This is a genomic window from Acinetobacter sp. UNC436CL71CviS28, from assembly GCF_000620525.1.
GTDB lineage: Bacteria > Pseudomonadota > Gammaproteobacteria > Pseudomonadales > Moraxellaceae > Acinetobacter > Acinetobacter radioresistens.
This window is the reverse complement of sequence record NZ_JIBB01000027.1, coordinates 1-17,961: the sequence shown is the minus strand read 5'-3', so window position 1 is coordinate 17,961 and position 17,961 is coordinate 1. Positions and strand designations below refer to the sequence as shown.

At 45.2% G+C, this 17,961-nt stretch carries 14 protein-coding genes and 1 pseudogene; 7 read left to right on the top strand and 8 right to left on the bottom strand.

The window, feature by feature from the left end; translation table 11 throughout:
- Nucleotide 1 precedes the first annotated feature (1 nt).
- Entirely contained in the window at nucleotides 2-1,102 is a 1,101-nt protein-coding gene (locus N518_RS0110690; protein WP_001050644.1) for an efflux RND transporter periplasmic adaptor subunit, read from the bottom strand.
- Nucleotides 1,103-1,246: 144 nt separating this feature from the next.
- Here N518_RS0110690 and N518_RS0110685 point away from each other — a divergent pair, with 144 nt between their 5' ends.
- The 4 genes from N518_RS0110685 to N518_RS0110670 all read left to right on the top strand — a co-directional run bounded on the left by N518_RS0110685 (nucleotide 1,247) and on the right by N518_RS0110670 (nucleotide 7,369).
- The gene (locus N518_RS0110685; RefSeq protein WP_026444228.1) at nucleotides 1,247-1,879 is read left to right on the top strand and encodes a TetR/AcrR family transcriptional regulator; all 633 of its coding nucleotides are present in this window, start codon (nucleotides 1,247-1,249) and stop codon (nucleotides 1,877-1,879) included.
- Between the two features lie 151 nt (nucleotides 1,880-2,030).
- A complete protein-coding gene (gene ppc, locus N518_RS0110680) occupies nucleotides 2,031-4,715 on the top strand; it encodes a phosphoenolpyruvate carboxylase (RefSeq protein WP_026444227.1) in 2,685 nt (894 codons plus the stop codon).
- 364 nt (nucleotides 4,716-5,079) lie between these two features.
- Nucleotides 5,080-6,375 carry a solute carrier family 23 protein gene (locus N518_RS0110675; protein WP_005023905.1) on the top strand — a complete coding sequence of 432 codons (1,296 nt, stop codon included), beginning with the start codon at nucleotides 5,080-5,082 and terminating at the stop codon, nucleotides 6,373-6,375.
- A gap of 88 nt (nucleotides 6,376-6,463) precedes the next feature.
- A complete protein-coding gene (locus N518_RS0110670) occupies nucleotides 6,464-7,369 on the top strand; it encodes a LysR substrate-binding domain-containing protein (RefSeq protein WP_005017641.1) in 906 nt (301 codons plus the stop codon).
- On the opposite strand, the gene N518_RS0110665 is transcribed toward N518_RS0110670, so the two are convergent.
- The gene (locus N518_RS0110665) at nucleotides 7,366-8,109 is read right to left on the bottom strand and encodes a sulfite exporter TauE/SafE family protein (RefSeq protein ID WP_005023901.1); all 744 of its coding nucleotides are present in this window, start codon (nucleotides 8,107-8,109) and stop codon (nucleotides 7,366-7,368) included. The genes N518_RS0110670 and N518_RS0110665 overlap by 4 nt on opposite strands.
- 184 nt (nucleotides 8,110-8,293) lie before the next feature.
- On the opposite strand from N518_RS0110665, the gene N518_RS0110660 reads away from it, so the two are divergent.
- Nucleotides 8,294-9,040, top strand: a complete 747-nt coding sequence (locus N518_RS0110660) for an HAD family hydrolase (RefSeq protein WP_005023898.1) — start codon at nucleotides 8,294-8,296, stop codon at nucleotides 9,038-9,040.
- Nucleotides 9,041-9,104: 64 nt separating this feature from the next.
- Here the strand turns inward: N518_RS0110660 and N518_RS0110655 are convergent, their stop codons facing one another.
- The gene (locus N518_RS0110655; RefSeq protein WP_005023895.1) at nucleotides 9,105-10,409 is read right to left on the bottom strand and encodes a hypothetical protein; all 1,305 of its coding nucleotides are present in this window, start codon (nucleotides 10,407-10,409) and stop codon (nucleotides 9,105-9,107) included.
- Nucleotides 10,410-10,483: 74 nt separating this feature from the next.
- The gene (gene ilvD / locus N518_RS0110650) at nucleotides 10,484-12,169 is read right to left on the bottom strand and encodes a dihydroxy-acid dehydratase (protein WP_005023893.1); all 1,686 of its coding nucleotides are present in this window, start codon (nucleotides 12,167-12,169) and stop codon (nucleotides 10,484-10,486) included.
- A gap of 315 nt (nucleotides 12,170-12,484) precedes the next feature.
- Between ilvD and fmt the strand changes: the two genes are divergently transcribed.
- Nucleotides 12,485-13,447: a methionyl-tRNA formyltransferase gene (gene fmt, locus N518_RS0110645; protein ID WP_005023891.1), complete on the top strand. Its 963-nt coding sequence runs from the start codon at nucleotides 12,485-12,487 to the stop codon at nucleotides 13,445-13,447.
- A complete protein-coding gene (gene rsmB, locus N518_RS0110640; protein WP_026444226.1) occupies nucleotides 13,444-14,751 on the top strand; it encodes a 16S rRNA (cytosine(967)-C(5))-methyltransferase RsmB in 1,308 nt (435 codons plus the stop codon). The genes fmt and rsmB overlap by 4 nt, the downstream gene beginning before the upstream one ends.
- A 23-nt stretch (nucleotides 14,752-14,774) precedes the next feature.
- Here rsmB and zupT read toward each other — a convergent pair whose 3' ends face one another.
- From zupT to N518_RS0110620, 4 genes and pseudogenes are all read right to left on the bottom strand, one after another.
- Complete coding sequence (gene zupT / locus N518_RS0110635) at nucleotides 14,775-15,584, bottom strand: zinc transporter ZupT (protein WP_005023887.1); 810 nt, start codon at nucleotides 15,582-15,584, stop codon at nucleotides 14,775-14,777.
- Nucleotides 15,585-15,673: 89 nt separating this feature from the next.
- On the bottom strand, nucleotides 15,674-15,802 hold the full coding sequence (locus N518_RS16790; protein WP_005017618.1) for a methionine/alanine import family NSS transporter small subunit: 129 nt from the start codon (nucleotides 15,800-15,802) through the stop codon (nucleotides 15,674-15,676).
- 8 nt (nucleotides 15,803-15,810) lie between these two features.
- Nucleotides 15,811-17,289, bottom strand: a complete 1,479-nt coding sequence (locus tag N518_RS0110625; protein WP_005017616.1) for a sodium-dependent transporter — start codon at nucleotides 17,287-17,289, stop codon at nucleotides 15,811-15,813.
- 368 nt (nucleotides 17,290-17,657) lie between these two features.
- Nucleotides 17,658-17,961: pseudogene (locus N518_RS0110620) on the bottom strand (IS4 family transposase); the annotation flags it as partial.

Below are 17,961 nucleotides of genomic sequence, written 5' to 3'. Positions count from 1 at the left end.
GTTATTTGGCTCCCTGAATTTTCACTGCACGATTTTCACGATCAATCGGGTGAATCTTCTGTTTATCGCGCAGCAAGTGCACACCACCAATCACAACCCAATCATTTGGTGTTAAACCCGATAATACCGGCACACTATCTCTGCCATAAGCACCAATCGTTACAGGTACTTTACGTAAGGTCTGATTCGCATTTACCACCCATACATAAGGTTGGTTATCTGTTGCAGATACACTCGAAAGTGGCACACTCATGACATTAGTTTGAGTCGAACTAAAAAATACGCGTGCACTTTGTCCAAGCTGAATAGCAGACTGACCTTCTTTGAGTGCCACCTTAACTGTGAATGTACGGGACTGGTCAGCAGCTGGAGAAACTTCGCGTACATATCCGGCAAATCGTTCGTTCGGTTTAGACCACAAAGTTATCCATGCCGCTTGGCCAACTTTAATCTCGCTAACTGCTTGTTCCGGTACGCCGATGACCACTTCACGTTCACCATCAATTGCCAGTTGATAAGCCGCTTGCCCTGCTGCAACCACCTGTCCAATTTCAATATTACGCGCTGTAATCACCCCGTTTTTATTAGAAACAAGTTGGTTATAACCAGTCTGGTTGGCAGAAACTTCATAATTAGAACGAGCTTGTTGTAATGCTGCCTGAGCCGCATCATATTGATTTTTTACCGTATCGTATTGCGAACGGCTTACGGCATTTATGGGTAATAATTGTTGAAACCGCTTAAGCTCATCTGAGGCTGTTTTTGCTGCTGCCTGTGCGTTTTCTAATTGAGCTTTGGCAGCATTTAATTGTAGCTGTGCATCCGCCACATCGAGTTTTGCTAATACTTGCCCAACTCTAACCCGGTCACCTACATCCACATAGCGAGCCGTAACTTGTCCACCCACCCGAAATGCCAAGGCAGTTTGTTGTCGAGCCTGTACATCTCCAGCATAGCTTTTTTGTTCGTGAAGTGTGGTTGAAGGCTGGGTCACCATCACATAGGGTATTTCTTCTGTTTTGGGAGCCTCTTTACTACACCCCATTAATGTGACCATGCAAACAATCATCATACTCATGATGAGAGGTTTTAACAGATTCATATCTTATCGCTCTTATTCAAACTGGTTTTTTAAGGCACAATATATTTGCATCATAGTTTGTTTGTTTTTTAATTAATATACCGCGCGGTACATAAATTAAAATATTTTTAATTCTTCTTTTATTTAAAGTTTCTGGATAATGGTGTGCAAATAACAGCAGGTCGTCCTAAAGATTTGGAAAAACGAGCCCGGATCCTGGCCGCAGCCAAGTGTATGTTTTTAAAACAGGGCTATCACGGCTCCAGTATGAACCAGATTGCATCTGAAACCGGTGTAACCAAGCTGACGGTCTATAATCATTTTCAGGACAAAGCCACTTTATTTACCTGTGCCATTGAAGAAAGTTGCGAGGAAGCGATACCGGCCCGCCAGTTCAGTCTGCATGCACAAAGCCATTTTGCTAAAGAGCTGTATCAGGTCTGTAGCCGGGTATTACATTTAATTTACCTGCCAGAAGCGCTCAAGCTCGAATATATCCTGCTGCAGCTGGCAGCCGAGCAGAGTCCTCTGGTAGAACAGTTTTTTAAGGCTTCGCATCAGCGCCTGACCAATAGCCTGACAGATTTCTTCCGCCAGGCTATTGAGTTGAGCTTTATTCAGCCAGCTGCCCCGGTCATGTATACCGAGCTATTACTTTCCCTGTTATTGGGTATCCGACATCAGCATGTATTACTTGGTATGCAGCCGGTCCCAGATCAGCAAGAACGTGACTGCATGATTCAGCAGGCCATTGAACTGTTTTTATTACGCTATCAGGTTCGCTCATCTCTACCTTGAACCAGACCTCTACTCTATTTTAAAAAATTTAACTGTATTGCCTGTTATTTTTTGCACAAAAGATCAGGAATTCAAATTCTCTGTCTTGGCAAGTCACATAATCGCGGTATAGTCAAAAAGATATAAGGAAAACAGCCTCAGGAGAAAGGTGATGATTCAACAAATTGATGCCCCGTTACGTGAAGATGTCCGTTTGCTCGGTAATCTTCTGGGTGAAACCCTCAAACTGCATGCGGGACAGGATTTGTTTAATCAGATTGAACAGATTCGTGCTTTAGCTAAAGGTGCGCGTGACGGACAAAAAGAAGCAGAAAAACAGCTCGAAGAACTATTTTCAACATTAAAAGATGAAGAAATTCTGCCCCTGACCCGGGCTTTTTCCCATTTTCTGAACTTTGCCAATATTGCCGAGCAATATCATCTGGTCCGCAGCCGGAGACAGCATGAATTCGATGAAAATGCTCCTTCTCCAAACCCGCTTGATCACCTGTTTCAGAAATTTAAACAAAAAGATATCAGTGCTGATGCGCTCTACCAGCAAGTTTGTGAACTCAAGATCGAGCTGGTACTGACCGCACATCCTACAGAAGTCAGCCGCCGTACCCTGATTCAGAAATATGACGGAATCAACCAGTGCCTGTCGCGTCTGGACCAGCAAAAACTGACCCCTCATGAACGTCAGAGTGTGCTGGATGAAATGAAGCAGCTGATCTGTTCAGCCTGGCAAACCGATGAAATCCGCCAGCATCGTCCAACCCCGATTGATGAGGCAAAATGGGGTTTTACCACTATTGAACAAACCCTGTGGAATGCTGTACCTAAATTTATTCATGAACTGGATCAGCTGGTACTCGAGCATTGTGGCCGACCTCTGCCGCTCGAAGTTGCACCTATTCGCTTTGCTTCATGGATGGGCGGCGACCGGGACGGGAATCCGAATGTAACCCATCAGGTTACACAGGAAGTTTTATGGCTATCACGCTGGCAGGCTGCTGATCTGTATGTACGTGATATTGAAGCCTTGCGCTGGGAACTTTCCATTCAGAACTGCTCCGAGGAAATGAGCGAAGCGTTGGGATATACCCACCCTGAACCCTACCGGGAATATCTGCGTCAAACACGCGAACGTTTACGCGCTACCCGTCACTGGCTTGCACAGAAATTACAGGGGCAAGATGCTGACGCCAGCCTTGTTATTCATAGCAAGGACGAATTACTCCAGCCTTTACTTCTCTGTTATCGCTCACTGATGGCCTGTAACCTGCCAGAAATTGCCAATGGCCGACTGCTGGATTTTATCCGTCGGGTTAACTGTTTTGGTATCGAACTCTTAAAACTGGATGTCCGTCAGGAGTCGGGCCGTCATCGCCAAGCCATCTCGGCCATTACTGAATACTTGGGTCTGGGAAATTTTGACACCTGGACAGAACAGGCACGCCAGAACTTCTTGTTGCAGGAATTACAAAGTAAACGGCCTTTACTGCCTAAACACTTCAATGAGCCGGCACAAAGTCTGATCCTGCATCCCGATGTTCAGGAAGTGTTTGCGACCATGCAGACCTTGGCCGAACAGCCATCTGAAAGCCTGGGTGCTTATATTATATCTATGGCGGAGTACCCGAGCGATGTACTGGCCGTACTGCTACTGCAAAAAGAAGCAGGTATACAACGACCATTGCGTGTTGTGCCCCTGTTCGAAACCTTAAAGGATCTGGATGGTGCAGCCGCTACGATGGCGACACTGTTCAATATGCACTGGTACAGACAGCACATTCAGGGTAAGCATGAGGTAATGATCGGATATTCCGACTCCGCAAAAGATGCCGGCTTTATGTCTGCCAACTGGGCACAATACCGTGCTCAGGAAGAGCTAACTGCGGTGGCCCGGCAACATGCTGTTCAGCTGACTTTGTTTCATGGTCGTGGTGGTTCTATTAGCCGTGGTGGAGCACCGACCCAGCAGGCTTTATTCTCCCAGCCGCCCGGTTCAATATCAGGGGCTATTCGGGTAACAGAACAGGGTGAAATGATCCGCTTCAAATTTGGTGTGGAAGGTATTGCCCTGCAAAATCTGGAAATTTATACCGCGGCAACGCTAGAGGCAACTTTATTGCCACCGCCAGAACCTAAAGCCGAATGGCGTGAACTGATGCATTGCATGACTGATCTTTCAGTACAGGTCTATCGCCAGACTGTACGGGAGAATCCACACTTTGTGCAATATCTGCGTACTGTAACTCCTGAGCTGGAACTACAGATGCTGCCGCTAGGCTCACGCCCGGCCAAACGTAAAGTTAGTGGCGGTATCGAATCCCTGCGTGCTATTCCATGGGTATTTGCCTGGACCCAGATTCGGCTGATGCTCCCTGCCTGGCTGGGTACAGGTGCTGCGCTGAATCAGGTACTGGATGAGGGCCAAAAAGAACTGCTGGATGAAATGTTACAGCAATGGCCTTATTTTCAGACACTGATAGACATGCTGGAAATGGTGCTGTCCAAGGCCGATGCCCATGTAGCGCTATATTATGAGGCTCATCTGACTGATGATCCTGAACTCAAAGCACTTGGACAAGAGTTGCGTCAGCGTCTGCAAGATGCAGTTCAGACTTTACTGGCACTCAAGGGCGAATCCAAGCTGCTCAGTCATAATGAAGTACTGGACCAGTCAATGCGGGTGCGTAAACCGTATCTGTTGCCCCTGCACCTGTTACAGGCCAAATTGATGAAACGCCGCCGGATCTATCTGGCTGAACAGCAACTTGAACATACACCGGTTGACCATGCCCTGATGGTCAGTATTGCGGGTATTGCCGCAGGTTTACGTAACACAGGCTAATCCATACTTTAGCAAATAGGTTTTAAATACTTAAAATCTCTGCCAGTAAATAAGATTTAATTTACTGGCAGATCAATATGTAGCTCTCATCCGTTTTGCCATTCCGATTAGGCTCCTTTAAAAAAATACTGCTTAAAACATATTATTTTTATCTCATGCAAAAATTATTTTTAAAGTCAATACTCTAAAAAATCATAAATTAATTGATTGATTTCGTAAAATTTAGCGTATTCAACCTTTTTACCGGTTGGTAAAAAAACCAAAAAACTATTGTAATTATCATCATTTAATTTTACTGGAGAGATTAATTCTCCAGAAAAGAAAGAGTATGATGTCGCCAGTTTGAATTTCAAGAGCTCATTTTATGTCCAATTGGTTTCCCAAATGGCGTCCTTATGCCGGTCATATTGACCAGCGACCCGTCTCTACCAATGAATATCTCCCTCCGGCACAAAGTGTAGTTTTAGGTATCCAGCATGCATTTGCCATGTTTGGCGCAACGGTACTTGCACCTTTACTGATGGGCTTTGATCCTAACCTGGCTATTTTGATGTCCGGGATCTGCACCATTTTATTCTTTTTAATTACAGGCGGTCGGGTACCAAGTTATCTGGGTTCAAGCTTTGCTTTCATTGGTGTAGTCGCAGCAGCAAGTGGCCATGCCATTGGTAGCGGTGTCAATCCGAACCTGGCTGTTGCTTTGGGCGGTATAGTGGCCTGCGGGGTATTTTATGCCATCATCGGTTTCATTGTCATGCTGACTGGTACCCGCTGGATCGAGAAACTGATGCCTCCTGTGGTAACAGGCGCAGTGGTAATGATTATTGGCCTGAACCTTGCGCCAGTGACTGTCAAGAGTGTAGCAGGCAATCAGTTTGATATGTGGATGGCGCTACTAACGGTACTTTCTATGGGTATTATCGCAGTCTTTACCCGTGGACTTTTGCAGCGTTTATTATTGCTGGTTGGGCTACTACTGTCTTACCTGCTTTATTTTATCATTAGTAATGTGCTGGGCTATGGTAAACCGATTGATTTTTCAGTCATCTCGAATGCAGCCTGGTTCGGACTTCCAAGTATGACCACGCCCCGGTTTGAAATGAATGCCATGCTGATTATTGCACCTGTTGCACTGATCCTGGTAGCTGAAAACCTGGGACATATCAAGGCAGTTGGGGCGATGACAGGTGAAAACCTGACCCCGCATCTAGGCAAGGCATTTGTTGCAGACGGGATTGCGACTTCACTGTCAGGCAGTGTTGGTGCTCCCGGTATGACCACCTATGGTGAAAATATTGGGGTAATGGCAATTACCCGGGTTTACTCCACCATTATTTTTGTGATTGCCGGTATCTTTGCAATTTTTCTGGGCCTTTCACCAAAATTTGGTGCAGTCATCTCTACTATTCCTACCGCTATCCTGACAGGTGCATCAATTGTAGTATTTGGCCTGATTACCATTGCCGGCGCCAAAATCTGGATTGAAAACAAGGTCGATTTTGCTAATAACAAAAATCTGGTAGTTGCTGCCGTGACTATTATTCTGGGAGCCGGTAATTTTGAGCTGGTCTTTGGCAACTTTAATCTGGGCGGTATTGGTACTGCAACCTTCGCAGCAATTTTATTGAACTGGTTTTTTAGCCTTAAAGATAAAACCTGATTTGATCTGTTGATTTCGGCAGCCTTCGGGCTGCTTTTTTTATGGGGGTTTTAGTAAGATAGAGGTACTTTCCCAGAACAGCTCAGCCATGCGCCTTGACTTATTTGATCTGCAGCTTTTTTTGAATATTGTAGACAGTGGCAGTCTGACCCGGGGTGCCGAGCGCTCAGCCATTTCCTTGCAGGCAGCCAGTGAACGTATCAAAAAACTGGAACAGCAGTTTACCGTACAGCTGTTTATCCGGCACTCTTCTGGTGTTAGTCTGACCTTAGCCGGACAAGCCTTTGCCGAGCAGGCCACATTGATGATCCAGCAAGGGCGGCATTTACAGCACAGTATGCTACCTTTCTCCAGAAATTTAAGCTGTGAAGTCGCACTCTGGTGTAACTCATCTGCACAAAGTGAGTATCTGCCACAGTTGCTACCCCAGTATCTGGTTGAAAATCCTCAGGTCAGAATCGATCTGAAAGAGGCAGAAAGTAACGATATTATTTATGCATTGGATAAGGGGACGGCGCTCCTGGGCCTGATTTCCAGTTTCTTTCAGGCCCATCAGTTACAGACACTGGAGTTCTCTGATGATCCTTTGGTACTGATCTGCCCCCTAAAGCATGAACTGAGTCATTTTAAAGAATTGGTTCTGGCCGATACGCTCACCCAGCCTTTTGTCGGATTAATGCAGCATCATTCTCTACAGCAGTCAATTGAAACCCAAGCCCAGCTTCTTGGCTGCGCTATCCAGTACCGTTTACGCCTGCCAAATTTTGCAGCCATTGCCCAGGTAGTTGCCAATGGCGTAGGGGTGGCAGTTATGCCTAAACGTGCAGCCATGCGACTAAGTGTTCATTACACCTTCCATCAGATCAAGCTGAATGGTGCTTGGGCCAATCGTAAACTCTTATTGGCCGCACGTAGTTTTGACGAGCTGCCTGTGCCATATCAGCATTTCAGCCAGTTTTTGCTGGCAAAGAAAAGTCAGCTCAGTCTGGGCTAGAGCCAGCCTAACTGGTGTAGCATCATATAACTGCCGAATAAAACCAGACCAATAAAAAACACTTTCCGGAATTTCTGCTCGCTTATCTGATAACGGATTTTAGTACCCAACCACATGCCAATAAGTGCCGGAATCAAGGCAATCATTGATAGAGTATAATCAATCGGTGTATTATCAACCGGGTTTTGATGCAGAAAAATAGCCAGACACAGTGTGGAAACGGTAAAAGCTAACCCCAAGGACTGTACCAGATCATCTTTTTTAAGCTGTAAAGACTGCAAATAAGGGACAACCGGGATGACTACTACCCCAGTTGCTACCGTCAGTGCTCCGCCCAGATATCCTATTGCTGGAGAAAGCCATTTCTCATACGGTGCCAGATTCGGCATATTTTTAGCGCACAGGCCATATAGTCCGTAAAGCGCCAACATAGCCCCTAGTAAAATTTCGCTATGAAACGCCATATCTGTTTCACCCAGGGTTGGAAAAATACTCCATATTGTCCCGGTGACTATTCCCACTAGCATCGGCCAGAAACGTCGGATCAGTCGTACCACATGGCCTTCGGCAAAAAGCTGCCAAAAGTTGGTGACCATGGAAGGTATAATCAATAAGGTAGCCGCCTGAAATGGATTGATCACCAGACTTAGCAATCCCATTGAAACTGCGGGCAGGCCCAGACCAATAGTTCCCTTGATCATTCCCGCTACTGCAAATACACCTATGACATAACCAAGCATTCAACTCATCCCTTTGGGTAGAGCGATTATTTTAAGTAAAGTCAGCAACTTCCAATATCAGGGTTTTATGGAGCAGGCCTCAACAGAAGATTGAGGCCAAATGATATAAGGGACAGAGCGGAAAACTGTTTTAGCCGCCCATGTTATACTTCCATGCGCTTGGGCTGAGTAAAGAATACGTACCATGTTTAGTAACAAAAAAGTAATCTGTTTTGATCTGGATGGAACATTGATCGATTCAGTTGGTATCTGGAATGATATTGATGCCCACCTGATTGAAAGCTTGAGGGGCCAGAACATCTCACTGTCACAGATTCAACAGCAGCGCGACCAGCAACTGAATCTATTCAGGACTCATGCTGATCCATACCTAGAATATTGTGGTTTTTTAAAAGACAGTTATGGTTCTGCTTTATCAAAACAGGAAATCAAAACATTACGTTATACCATCTCCCAGCATTTTCTTGATCAGGTAATACGTTTAAAACCGTATGCCGAGCATTTCATAAAGGAATTACAACAGCAGAATTTTCTGCTGGCCCTCGCCACCACAACCAGTATTCATAATATCCAGCGTTATCAGCAGAATAATCCCAACATTTACCAGAAGATAGATTTTAATACCCAGTTTTCCCTCATTCTTACCCGCGAAAATGTTACGCGCATTAAACCGGATCCTGAAGTTTACCTTAAGACCTTGGCACATTTTCAGATTACAGCCAGTGAATGCCTGATTATTGAAGACTCGCTGGTCGGTGTAGAGGCAGCACATGCGGCTGGCATACAGGTCGTGGCCATATATGATGAACATTCCCAACATGAACAGGATCAAATCCGTCTTAAAGCGGACTATATAGTGCAGGACTATAAAGAATTGTTGGAGGTTCTGAACCAGCAGGCTGTCAGCTCAGTCTGGTCAAAGAAAATATAACTGATATATTACTGCTTGGAACTTACAGCTGTTTTTTTATTCCAGTCGGGTTCAGGTTCTTTGATTAATCCCTCTGCTGATGCTCTGCATCATTTTCAGTTTTATACTTTTCTTCCAATACATTGTTAAAAATACTTTCAATCATCCAGACCCGGTACAGGCTGTTAAAGGTATAGCTCTGCCCATCAATCCGTAATTGCAATACTGGTAAACTAGGTTGGTGCATGTTTTCACAGTGCATATCATTCTTTTCCAGTAATGTCACAACATCCTGTTCACCAAGCTGCTCAATTCCCAGACTATGCTGTAGTTGCATAAAATGCGGTTTATACGACAAATCTTTGCCTTGCGTCCACACTGCTTTGAGTAGAGTGTACATGGTTTCAATACGCTGTTCTTCCGGCACACTATAAAATAATCGTGCCATATTTAAAGTTGCTTCCTGAGTGGGGCGGCAAAATGGCGTAAAAGCAACTTCGGTGCGTTTTGATAGGCGGGTGGCCAGACTCCAGTCAAACCAGTCACGGCCATGGTAACTGAGCGGATAAACCTGCAACTGGATATTATAATAATCTGCCAACTCTTCTTTAATATAAGCCAGCAGTAGCCAGCTAATAGGGTCTTCAAGTGCAATATACAGATCAAGCTCCGGATGCATACTCTGAATATCTGACAGCTCTTCAGCATCACTGAGCAGATGCTCACGCCACTCGATATGATTGATCAGGAAAATCGGATTACCCGTCAGCAGTTTTTGCTGTTTGAGACGGCGGGTTAAACGCAGCAGATCATCAACTGCATGGTATTTTCGTCCACCGAACTCAAAGTAGCTGGACAAGATTGCATTATCTGTAAAGATTCGCTCCGGATAGTCATGCGGCTGTTGATGGCGCTTGGCCATTGCATACAGTGTGCGCAACTTGCCATATTGCTGCTGCCAGAGCATATGAAACACATCCTCAAGCAGATACAGGAAATTACGCCCCTGTAACGGTGTATTACGAAGTATCAGTTCGGCCTGTTGCAAGGCCTCTGCAGTAGGCAGTTCCGGAGTTTCATGAAAGCTAAAACGGTGCTGCTTTGCCAGAATCTGCGCATCATTAACGCAATAGGCCTGCCATTCACTGGCAGTCATGTTATTAGGTGGTTCAGCTGCCCGGCTTGAAATAATAATTTTGAGCGGCTTGATGTCATCACTGAGAATATTGTCGAGCTGGGTCAGCTGCTGTGCAGCCAGATAACTATAGACATCATCCAGCCGCAGATAAATACTCAGCCCCTGATCTGTAGGCAATACCGCCTGCCGGGAAGGTTTTTGATAAAACCAGCTCGATCGGATCGGATCAAACCAACGGCGTAACAGTGACATGTGAGTAGCCTCTAAAAATAAAAAACCCTTGTCTTAATACAAGGGTTTATAACAAGTCAGGACAAAATGTTCAATTACACATCCAGATTTAGATCAGTAACGGCACCCTTGTCTGCGCCTGCTGCCAGTTTAGCAAACTTGGCCAGCGCACCCGAAGTATAATTTGGTTTCGGTTTAACCCAAACGGCTTTACGAGCTGCCATTTCTTCATCTGAAATATGCAGGGTCATCTCACGGGTCTCGGCATTAATCGAAATCCGGTCACCATTTTTGACCAGACCAATCGGTCCACCTTCATAGGCTTCCGGAGTTACATGACCAATTACAAAACCATGACTACCACCCGAGAAGCGGCCATCTGTAATCAGGGCAACTGTCTGGCCCAAGCCCTTACCGATAATGGCAGAGGTTGGCTTGAGCATTTCTGGCATACCGGGTCCACCTTTTGGCCCTTCACCACGGATGACCACAACTTCGCCTTCTTGAACTTCGCCATCCAGAATACCGCGCATAGCTCCAATTTCACCTTCAAATACCCGCGCCGGGCCTTCAAAGTAAAGCCCTTCTTTACCGGTAATTTTTGCCACGGCACCCATAGGAGACAAGTTGCCCTTCAACACTACCAGATGTGAATCCTTTTTGATTGGTGCATCAAACGGCATGATAATCTGCTGACCCTCAGGATAATCTTCTACATCAGCCAAGTTTTCAGCCAGAGTCTTACCAGTTACTGTCATGCAAGAACCATCCAGCATGCCACGGTCCAGCATCCGCTTCATCAGGGGCTGAATGCCTCCGATTTTAATCAGTTCCGACATCAGGTATTTACCTGAAGGGCGTACATCAGCAACGACCGGAATATCCTTGCCAATACGTACGAAGTCATCCAGTGTCAGTTCGACACCGGCAGTATGTGCCATCGCAATCAAATGCAATACACCGTTGGTTGAACCGCCCAGAGCAATCAGAACTTTAATTGAGTTTTCAAATGCCGCCTTGGTCATGATATCGCGAGGCTTGATATCCAGACGTAACAGGTTCATTACTGCTTCGCCAGCACGCGCACAATCGAGCTGTTTGTCACTTGATATAGCTTCTTGCGAAGATGAACCCGGCAAGCTCATGCCAAGCGCCTCAATGGCAGAGGCCATTGAATTTGCGGTATACATTCCACCGCATGATCCCGGACCAGGCAATGCCACTTCTTCAATCTGCTTGACCTGAATTGCACTGATTTCACCTTTGGCATGCTGGCCTACTGCTTCAAAGACCGAAATCATATCAGTGTGACCTTCACCCGGTTGAATCGTACCACCATAAATAAACAGGCCCGGGCGGTTCAGACGGGCAAGTCCCATGATGCATCCCGGCATATTCTTGTCACAGCCACCAATTGCAATTACGCCATCATAAGCCTGACAGCCAACAACAGCTTCAATTGAGTCAGCAATAATTTCGCGGGATACCAGTGAATATTTCATACCTTCAGTACCATTTGAGATACCGTCAGAAATAGTAATGGTATTAAAAATGATTCCTTTACCACCGGCTGTATTCACGCCACTTTCTACTTCACGCGCCAGACCATCAATATGCATATTGCATGGTGTAACATTTGCCCAAGTCGAGGCAATACCAATAAATGGACGGGTAAAATCATCATCATTAAAGCCCACCGCACGCATCATGGAACGTGCCGGCGCATTTTCGATGCCCTCATAAACTGGTGCTGAATGCTCGCGTATATTTTCTTTGCTCATGAAAACTCACTCCGTGGCTTAGGCGATGGCCGTAGCTATGATCGCATCATCTGTATTTTTTAATTGTGATCATTCTATAGAAGCCTCTGTATTTCTTAAAGCTGCAAAGGGCTTTATCTCTCGAATAATCCCGAAAACTTGCATGAATAATTTTTTATTTTTCTATAAAATAAAATTATCAATAAATAGTTTTAAATAAATTTTTGTTCATATATAGCATCCAGTTTGTTCAGGTTACAGCCGGATACGCATCGCTTTTAGGCCTCCAGCCGATTATGCCTTATACTTGAAACAAGTTTATAGCGGATTGCACTTGTGAGAATCATTTTTGCCGGCACCCCTGAATTTGCCGCAGTAGCTTTAAATGCATTATTAAAAACACCTCATGACATTGTGGCGGTTTATACCCAGCCAGACCGCAAGGCAGGTCGCGGCCAGAAATTGACTGCCTCAGCGGTAAAACAGCTGGCACTTGCACATGATCTACCCGTTTTTCAGCCTCTGCATTTTAAAAGCAGTACTGAAGAAGGGCTGGCCGCACAGCAGCAGCTGGCCGCACTTAATGCAGATGTAATGGTGGTGGCGGCTTATGGTCTAATTTTGCCACAAGCTGTTTTAGATACTCCTAAATATGGTTGCTTGAATATTCACGGTTCGCTGCTGCCACGCTGGCGTGGTGCTGCCCCTATTCAGCGCGCTATCGCTACAGGCGATCAGGTTACTGGTGTCACTATTATGAAAATGGCTGCCGGGCTGGATACAGGCGATATGATGCTTAAAACGCTATGTCCGATTCTGGCCAGTGATACCTCGGCAACTCTGCATGATAAACTCGCAGTACAAGGCGCTGAAGCCATCTGTACAGTGCTCGAATCTGAGCAGACCCTGCAACAGGCACTTGCTGATAGTGAAGTCCAGAATGACAGCTTGGCTGTGTATGCCCATAAGCTGAGCAAGGCTGAAGCAGAAATTGACTGGACTCAGGATGCAGTAGCTCTGGACCGCAATATCCGGGCGTTTAATCCGTGGCCGGTAGCATTTTGTCAACTAGATGACCATACTGCGCTGCGTGTCTGGGAATCACGGCTTTCAGACCAGCAAGATACTGCCGCCCAGCCAGGTGAGATTGTTGCGGTCGATAAAAAAGGGGTTCATATAAAGTGCGGTCAGCACACTGTACTTTGCTTGACCAGCCTGCAATGGCCAGGCGGTAAACCGCTGAATGCTGTACAAATTAATCAAACCCAGAAACTGAAGGTTGGGCAAATCCTACAATGAGTTATATTCCCTCTCCCGGTCCAGACCTGAATTTACGTGCACAAGTGGTGCATAGTCTGCTGGCAGTACAACAAGGCCAGTCTCTGTCACTGATCCTGAACCAGCAGCTAAACCAGGTGGCCGACCGTGACCGAGCCTTGTTCCATGAGTTGTTACTAGGTACTTTACGCCAATGGTTCGCCCTCAAGTCACTGGCCCTGCCATTGCTGACCAAGCCCCTGAATAATCCTGTAGTCGAAACCTGCCTGTATTTAGGGTTGTATCAGGTACTTTGCACCCGTATTGCGCCACATGCTGCAATTTCGGAAACGGTCACTGCAACTAAACAGCTGGGCTTTCATCCGCTCAGTGGCGTGGTTAATGCCATTTTAAGGCGGGCCACACGGGAAACCGAGCAATTTCAGCACACCCTGAACCAGGCGCATGGTCTGCCAAGCTGGCTGTTTAAACGACTAAATAAAGACTGGCCCGAGCAGATCCAGTCACTCAGCCAGAACCTCAAGCAATCAGCCCCACTGACCCTAAGAGTAAACCAGCGTAAAATCAGTCGTGAAGCCTATCTGGAACAACTGCATAATATACAGATTCAGGCCCATGCCTGCGTTGTATCAGAGGTAGGAATTGTACTGGACCAGAGTATGCCTATCCGTGAACTACCAGGTTATGACGAGGGCTGGTTTTCAGTACAGGATGAACATGCCCAGCTAAGTACCAGCCTTTTGCCCAATCTGAATACCAAAACGGTTATTGATGCCTGTGCAGCGCCTGGCGGGAAAACGGCGCATCTTTTAGAAAAGTACCAACCTGCGCTACTGGTTGCATTAGATCAGGACCCACAGCGTTTAAAACGAATTACAGAGAATCTGCAACGGCTTGACCTTGAAGCTGGTCATGTTCAGATTGAAACAGGCGATGCAACACGCTGGCAGCCTGAACAGCCAGTAGATTGTATTATTTTAGATGCGCCCTGTTCGGCTATTGGGGTCCTGCGCCGGCATCCCGACATCCGGCTGTTGCGTCAGCCCTCAGACATTGCCCAGACTGTCGATCTGCAAAAACGGATTTTGCATCATATGTGGCAACAGCTTAATGTTGGGGGAACTTTGCTTTATATCACCTGCTCGATTTTAAAAGTTGAAAATGAGCAGCAAATGACCCAGTTCTTTATTGAACACAAAGATGCTGTAGAAGACAAGATCCAGGCAGATTGGGGGATTGAGCAGCTCTATGGCCGTCAGCTGCTGCCAGAACCTGGACATGGCGATGGCTTTTATTACTGTAGAATTAAGAAAGTGGCAATTTAAGCCACTTTTTTATTCAGCCACTCTTAACTGATAAATCTGAACAGTACCAGACTTGAAGCCAAAATCGCCATGCCGGATACCAGTCCATATACGGTTTCATGGCCTTGGCTATAACGTTTGGCTGTGGGCAGCAGCTCGTCTAAGGCCAGATAAACCATCACTCCACCAATAATTCCAAAGACAATGCCATAAATTGCATCACTCATGAAAGGCTGCAAAATAAAATAGCCAAGTGCTGCACCTATAGGTTCAGCAAGACCGGAAACAAAGCTTGCACCTAAAGCAAGTTTTTTATTCTGAGTGGCTATATAGACGGGTAAAGCAATGGCTACCCCTTCAGGAATATTATGAATAGCAATTGCAACTGCAAGTGGTGCTCCCAAGGTCGGACTTTCCAATGTGGCAAAAAAAGTTGCCAGACCTTCGGGCAGATTATGGGCAGTAATAGCAAACAGGGTCAGCAGTCCCGTCCGCATCAGCTGCTGCTGATCCAGTCCATGCTCTGTACCTTTTTCTACACTTTCATGCGGGTTAGGAATGAAGTGATCAAGTAGTAATACCAGAATAATGCCCAGCAGCAATGAAAAAGTTCCCAAGGCATAACCGGTTTTAGGGTCAAAAGCACCAGAGAAAGAAGCAATAGATTTATTAAGAATTTCAGTAAGCGAAACGTAAACCATCGCACCGGCTGAAAAGGCCAGACCGAATGATAAAAACCGGAAGCTGGGCTGCCTAAAAAACAGGACCAGCGCTCCGCCAATCACTGTGGCCAGTCCGGCCAATAAAGTGACCAGAAAAGCTGTCAGGACTTCTTGCTGCATGAAGTTATCCATGGTTTGTCCCTTAAAAGTAAAAAGTCATTATCTACAAGAGATAATGACTTTTTTTATAGGCTTTCAGTATTGAAGCAATGTATTTTTATTTAGAGTCTATGTTGGTCATTAATATCGATCTCTTCAGGATGTCGCATCAAGTGAAGAATAGATAAAATTAGACCACCCCATAGAAAGACAATGGAAATGACCAGCATAATAATTGCAGATGTATTCATATCACCTCCTAACGCTGACTGAGCTTAGTAAACAGCAATGCGCCTAGCGCACAGAAAATAATACTGCCCCAGCCAAACCAGACCTGAAGGCTTAAGGAGTAATCACCATAGCCTTTTTGCAGTAAGGCATTTAAAGTCAGTGCCAAAGTTGACAGCAGTACCACTGGAGTAACTACAGTTAGTGTAAGTTCCCAAGTACGGCCCAGTTTAACTGTAGAAATCGAGTTGATGTGAATTTCTAGTTCAGTCATCAGTACACGTTTGAACCAGGAAACGATAATAATTGAAACTAAAGCACCCGACACAATTCCAAGGTTATTAATAAAGTGGTCAATAATATCGACCAGCTTGATGGCATTGACACTTGAGAACAGGAAAATAGATACCGCACCTGTACTGAAACCAATCACACTTACAGCTTTCTTGCGGCTCCAGTTTAACTTGTCCTGCATGGCAGCAATTGGCACTTCCAGAATACTGACCATTGAAGTTACACCAGCTACAAACAGTGAACCAAAGAACAGAATACCAAACAGATCAGCCCCGGCTCCCAGACTTGAAATCAGTTTAGGAAATGCAATAAAGGCCAGTCCGATCCCGCCACTTACTACTTCCTGTACGCTAGTACCGGCCGAGTGAGCCATAAAGCCCAATGCAGCAAATACCCCAATACCAGCTAGAAGCTCAAATGACGAATTGGCAAAACCGACAATAAGACCCGAACCCGTTAAATTGGTTTTTGGCTTTAGATAGGAGGCGTAGGTCACCATAATACCGAAGCCAACAGACAAAGAAAAAAAGATATGACCATAAGCTGCCAGCCAGACCTTATAATCCATCATGGCTTTCCAGTTCGGGGTAAAGAAGGCATTCAAACCATCAGCTGCCCCTGGTAAGCGTAACGCCTGAATCACCAGAATAGTGAATAGCACTACCAGTAAAGGCATAAAGATACGGTTAGAAAGCTCAACTCCTTTTTTTACGCCTCCATAGAGAATAGCCAAAACCAGCGCCCAGACACCCACCAGAGGCCAAAAAAGATGGCTAACAAAAGACATATCAAAATTGCTGGCTTCTGAAGTTCTCAGGAAGGTTTTGAAGAAGAAAGCCTCCGGGTCATTCCCCCATATTTGTCCCATAGAGAAAAATATATAACTACCCGCCCAGGTGAGCACTCCTGCATAGTACAAAGCAATAATGATACATACACACACCTGCCACCAGCCCAGTGATTCAGCAGGTTTAAACAGTTTTTTATAAGCCTTAGGCGGTGCGCCATTGCTTCGGTGCCCGACGGCATAGTCCAGAAATAGCAGGGGTAATCCTGCTGTTAATAAAGCAATAAGATAGGGAATTAAAAATGCACCACCGCCATTTTCATAGGCAACATAGGGAAAGCGCCAAATATTTCCCAACCCCACGGCTGAACCGATGGCCGCAATAATAAAACCTGATCGCGCGGACCAATTTTCACGAGTATCTGTCATAAAACACCTAAATCTTAGGTTTCTTTTAATGCTGCTTTTTTTTGGGATAATAACGCAAGCAAAAAAAGTATCCTGAATAAATCTTCCTTGTTTGAACTTAGGTCAGCCTTTTGAGCTGTATGTCTAATTCACAAACCTGCAAAGTCAGAAAGGCCTGCTTAAAGCCGAATCTGGAGTTTTGCTTTTTTATGAAGAAACAATACCTGTTTTTGTTTTACTTTGCTGTAATTTCTACAGTCACATTTTTAAATCTTTCGTCTATTCATCCTTCACTTGTTTTAATTTCAATTATTTAGAAAAATAATTTATAAAGTACAGTCTTATATGGTCCTAAAAATTATAAAAATCTTCTCTGTACACGACAAATTTCACAGAACCCTTATCCTATCAGGGTTCTGCCTTCTTAAAATTGCCAAAATTTCCTTAAACTCTTCTTTTTTCCCAAAACCAATTAAACGCTGAATCGCCATTTGAACATAGTCTAAACCATAGCGAAATAAACTCATTGAGAGTCGTCCATGCTTCTTTATTTTTATCGCTTTTTTTTGATCATGTTGCCATTCACCCGTTAAGTAACACCAACAGAAGCTTATAGCTAACACCGCAATCAATTTTTTCACTCGTCTAGGGTCTGTCAAGCGCGTATTTTCAAGATTAAACCCGCGTCCTTTG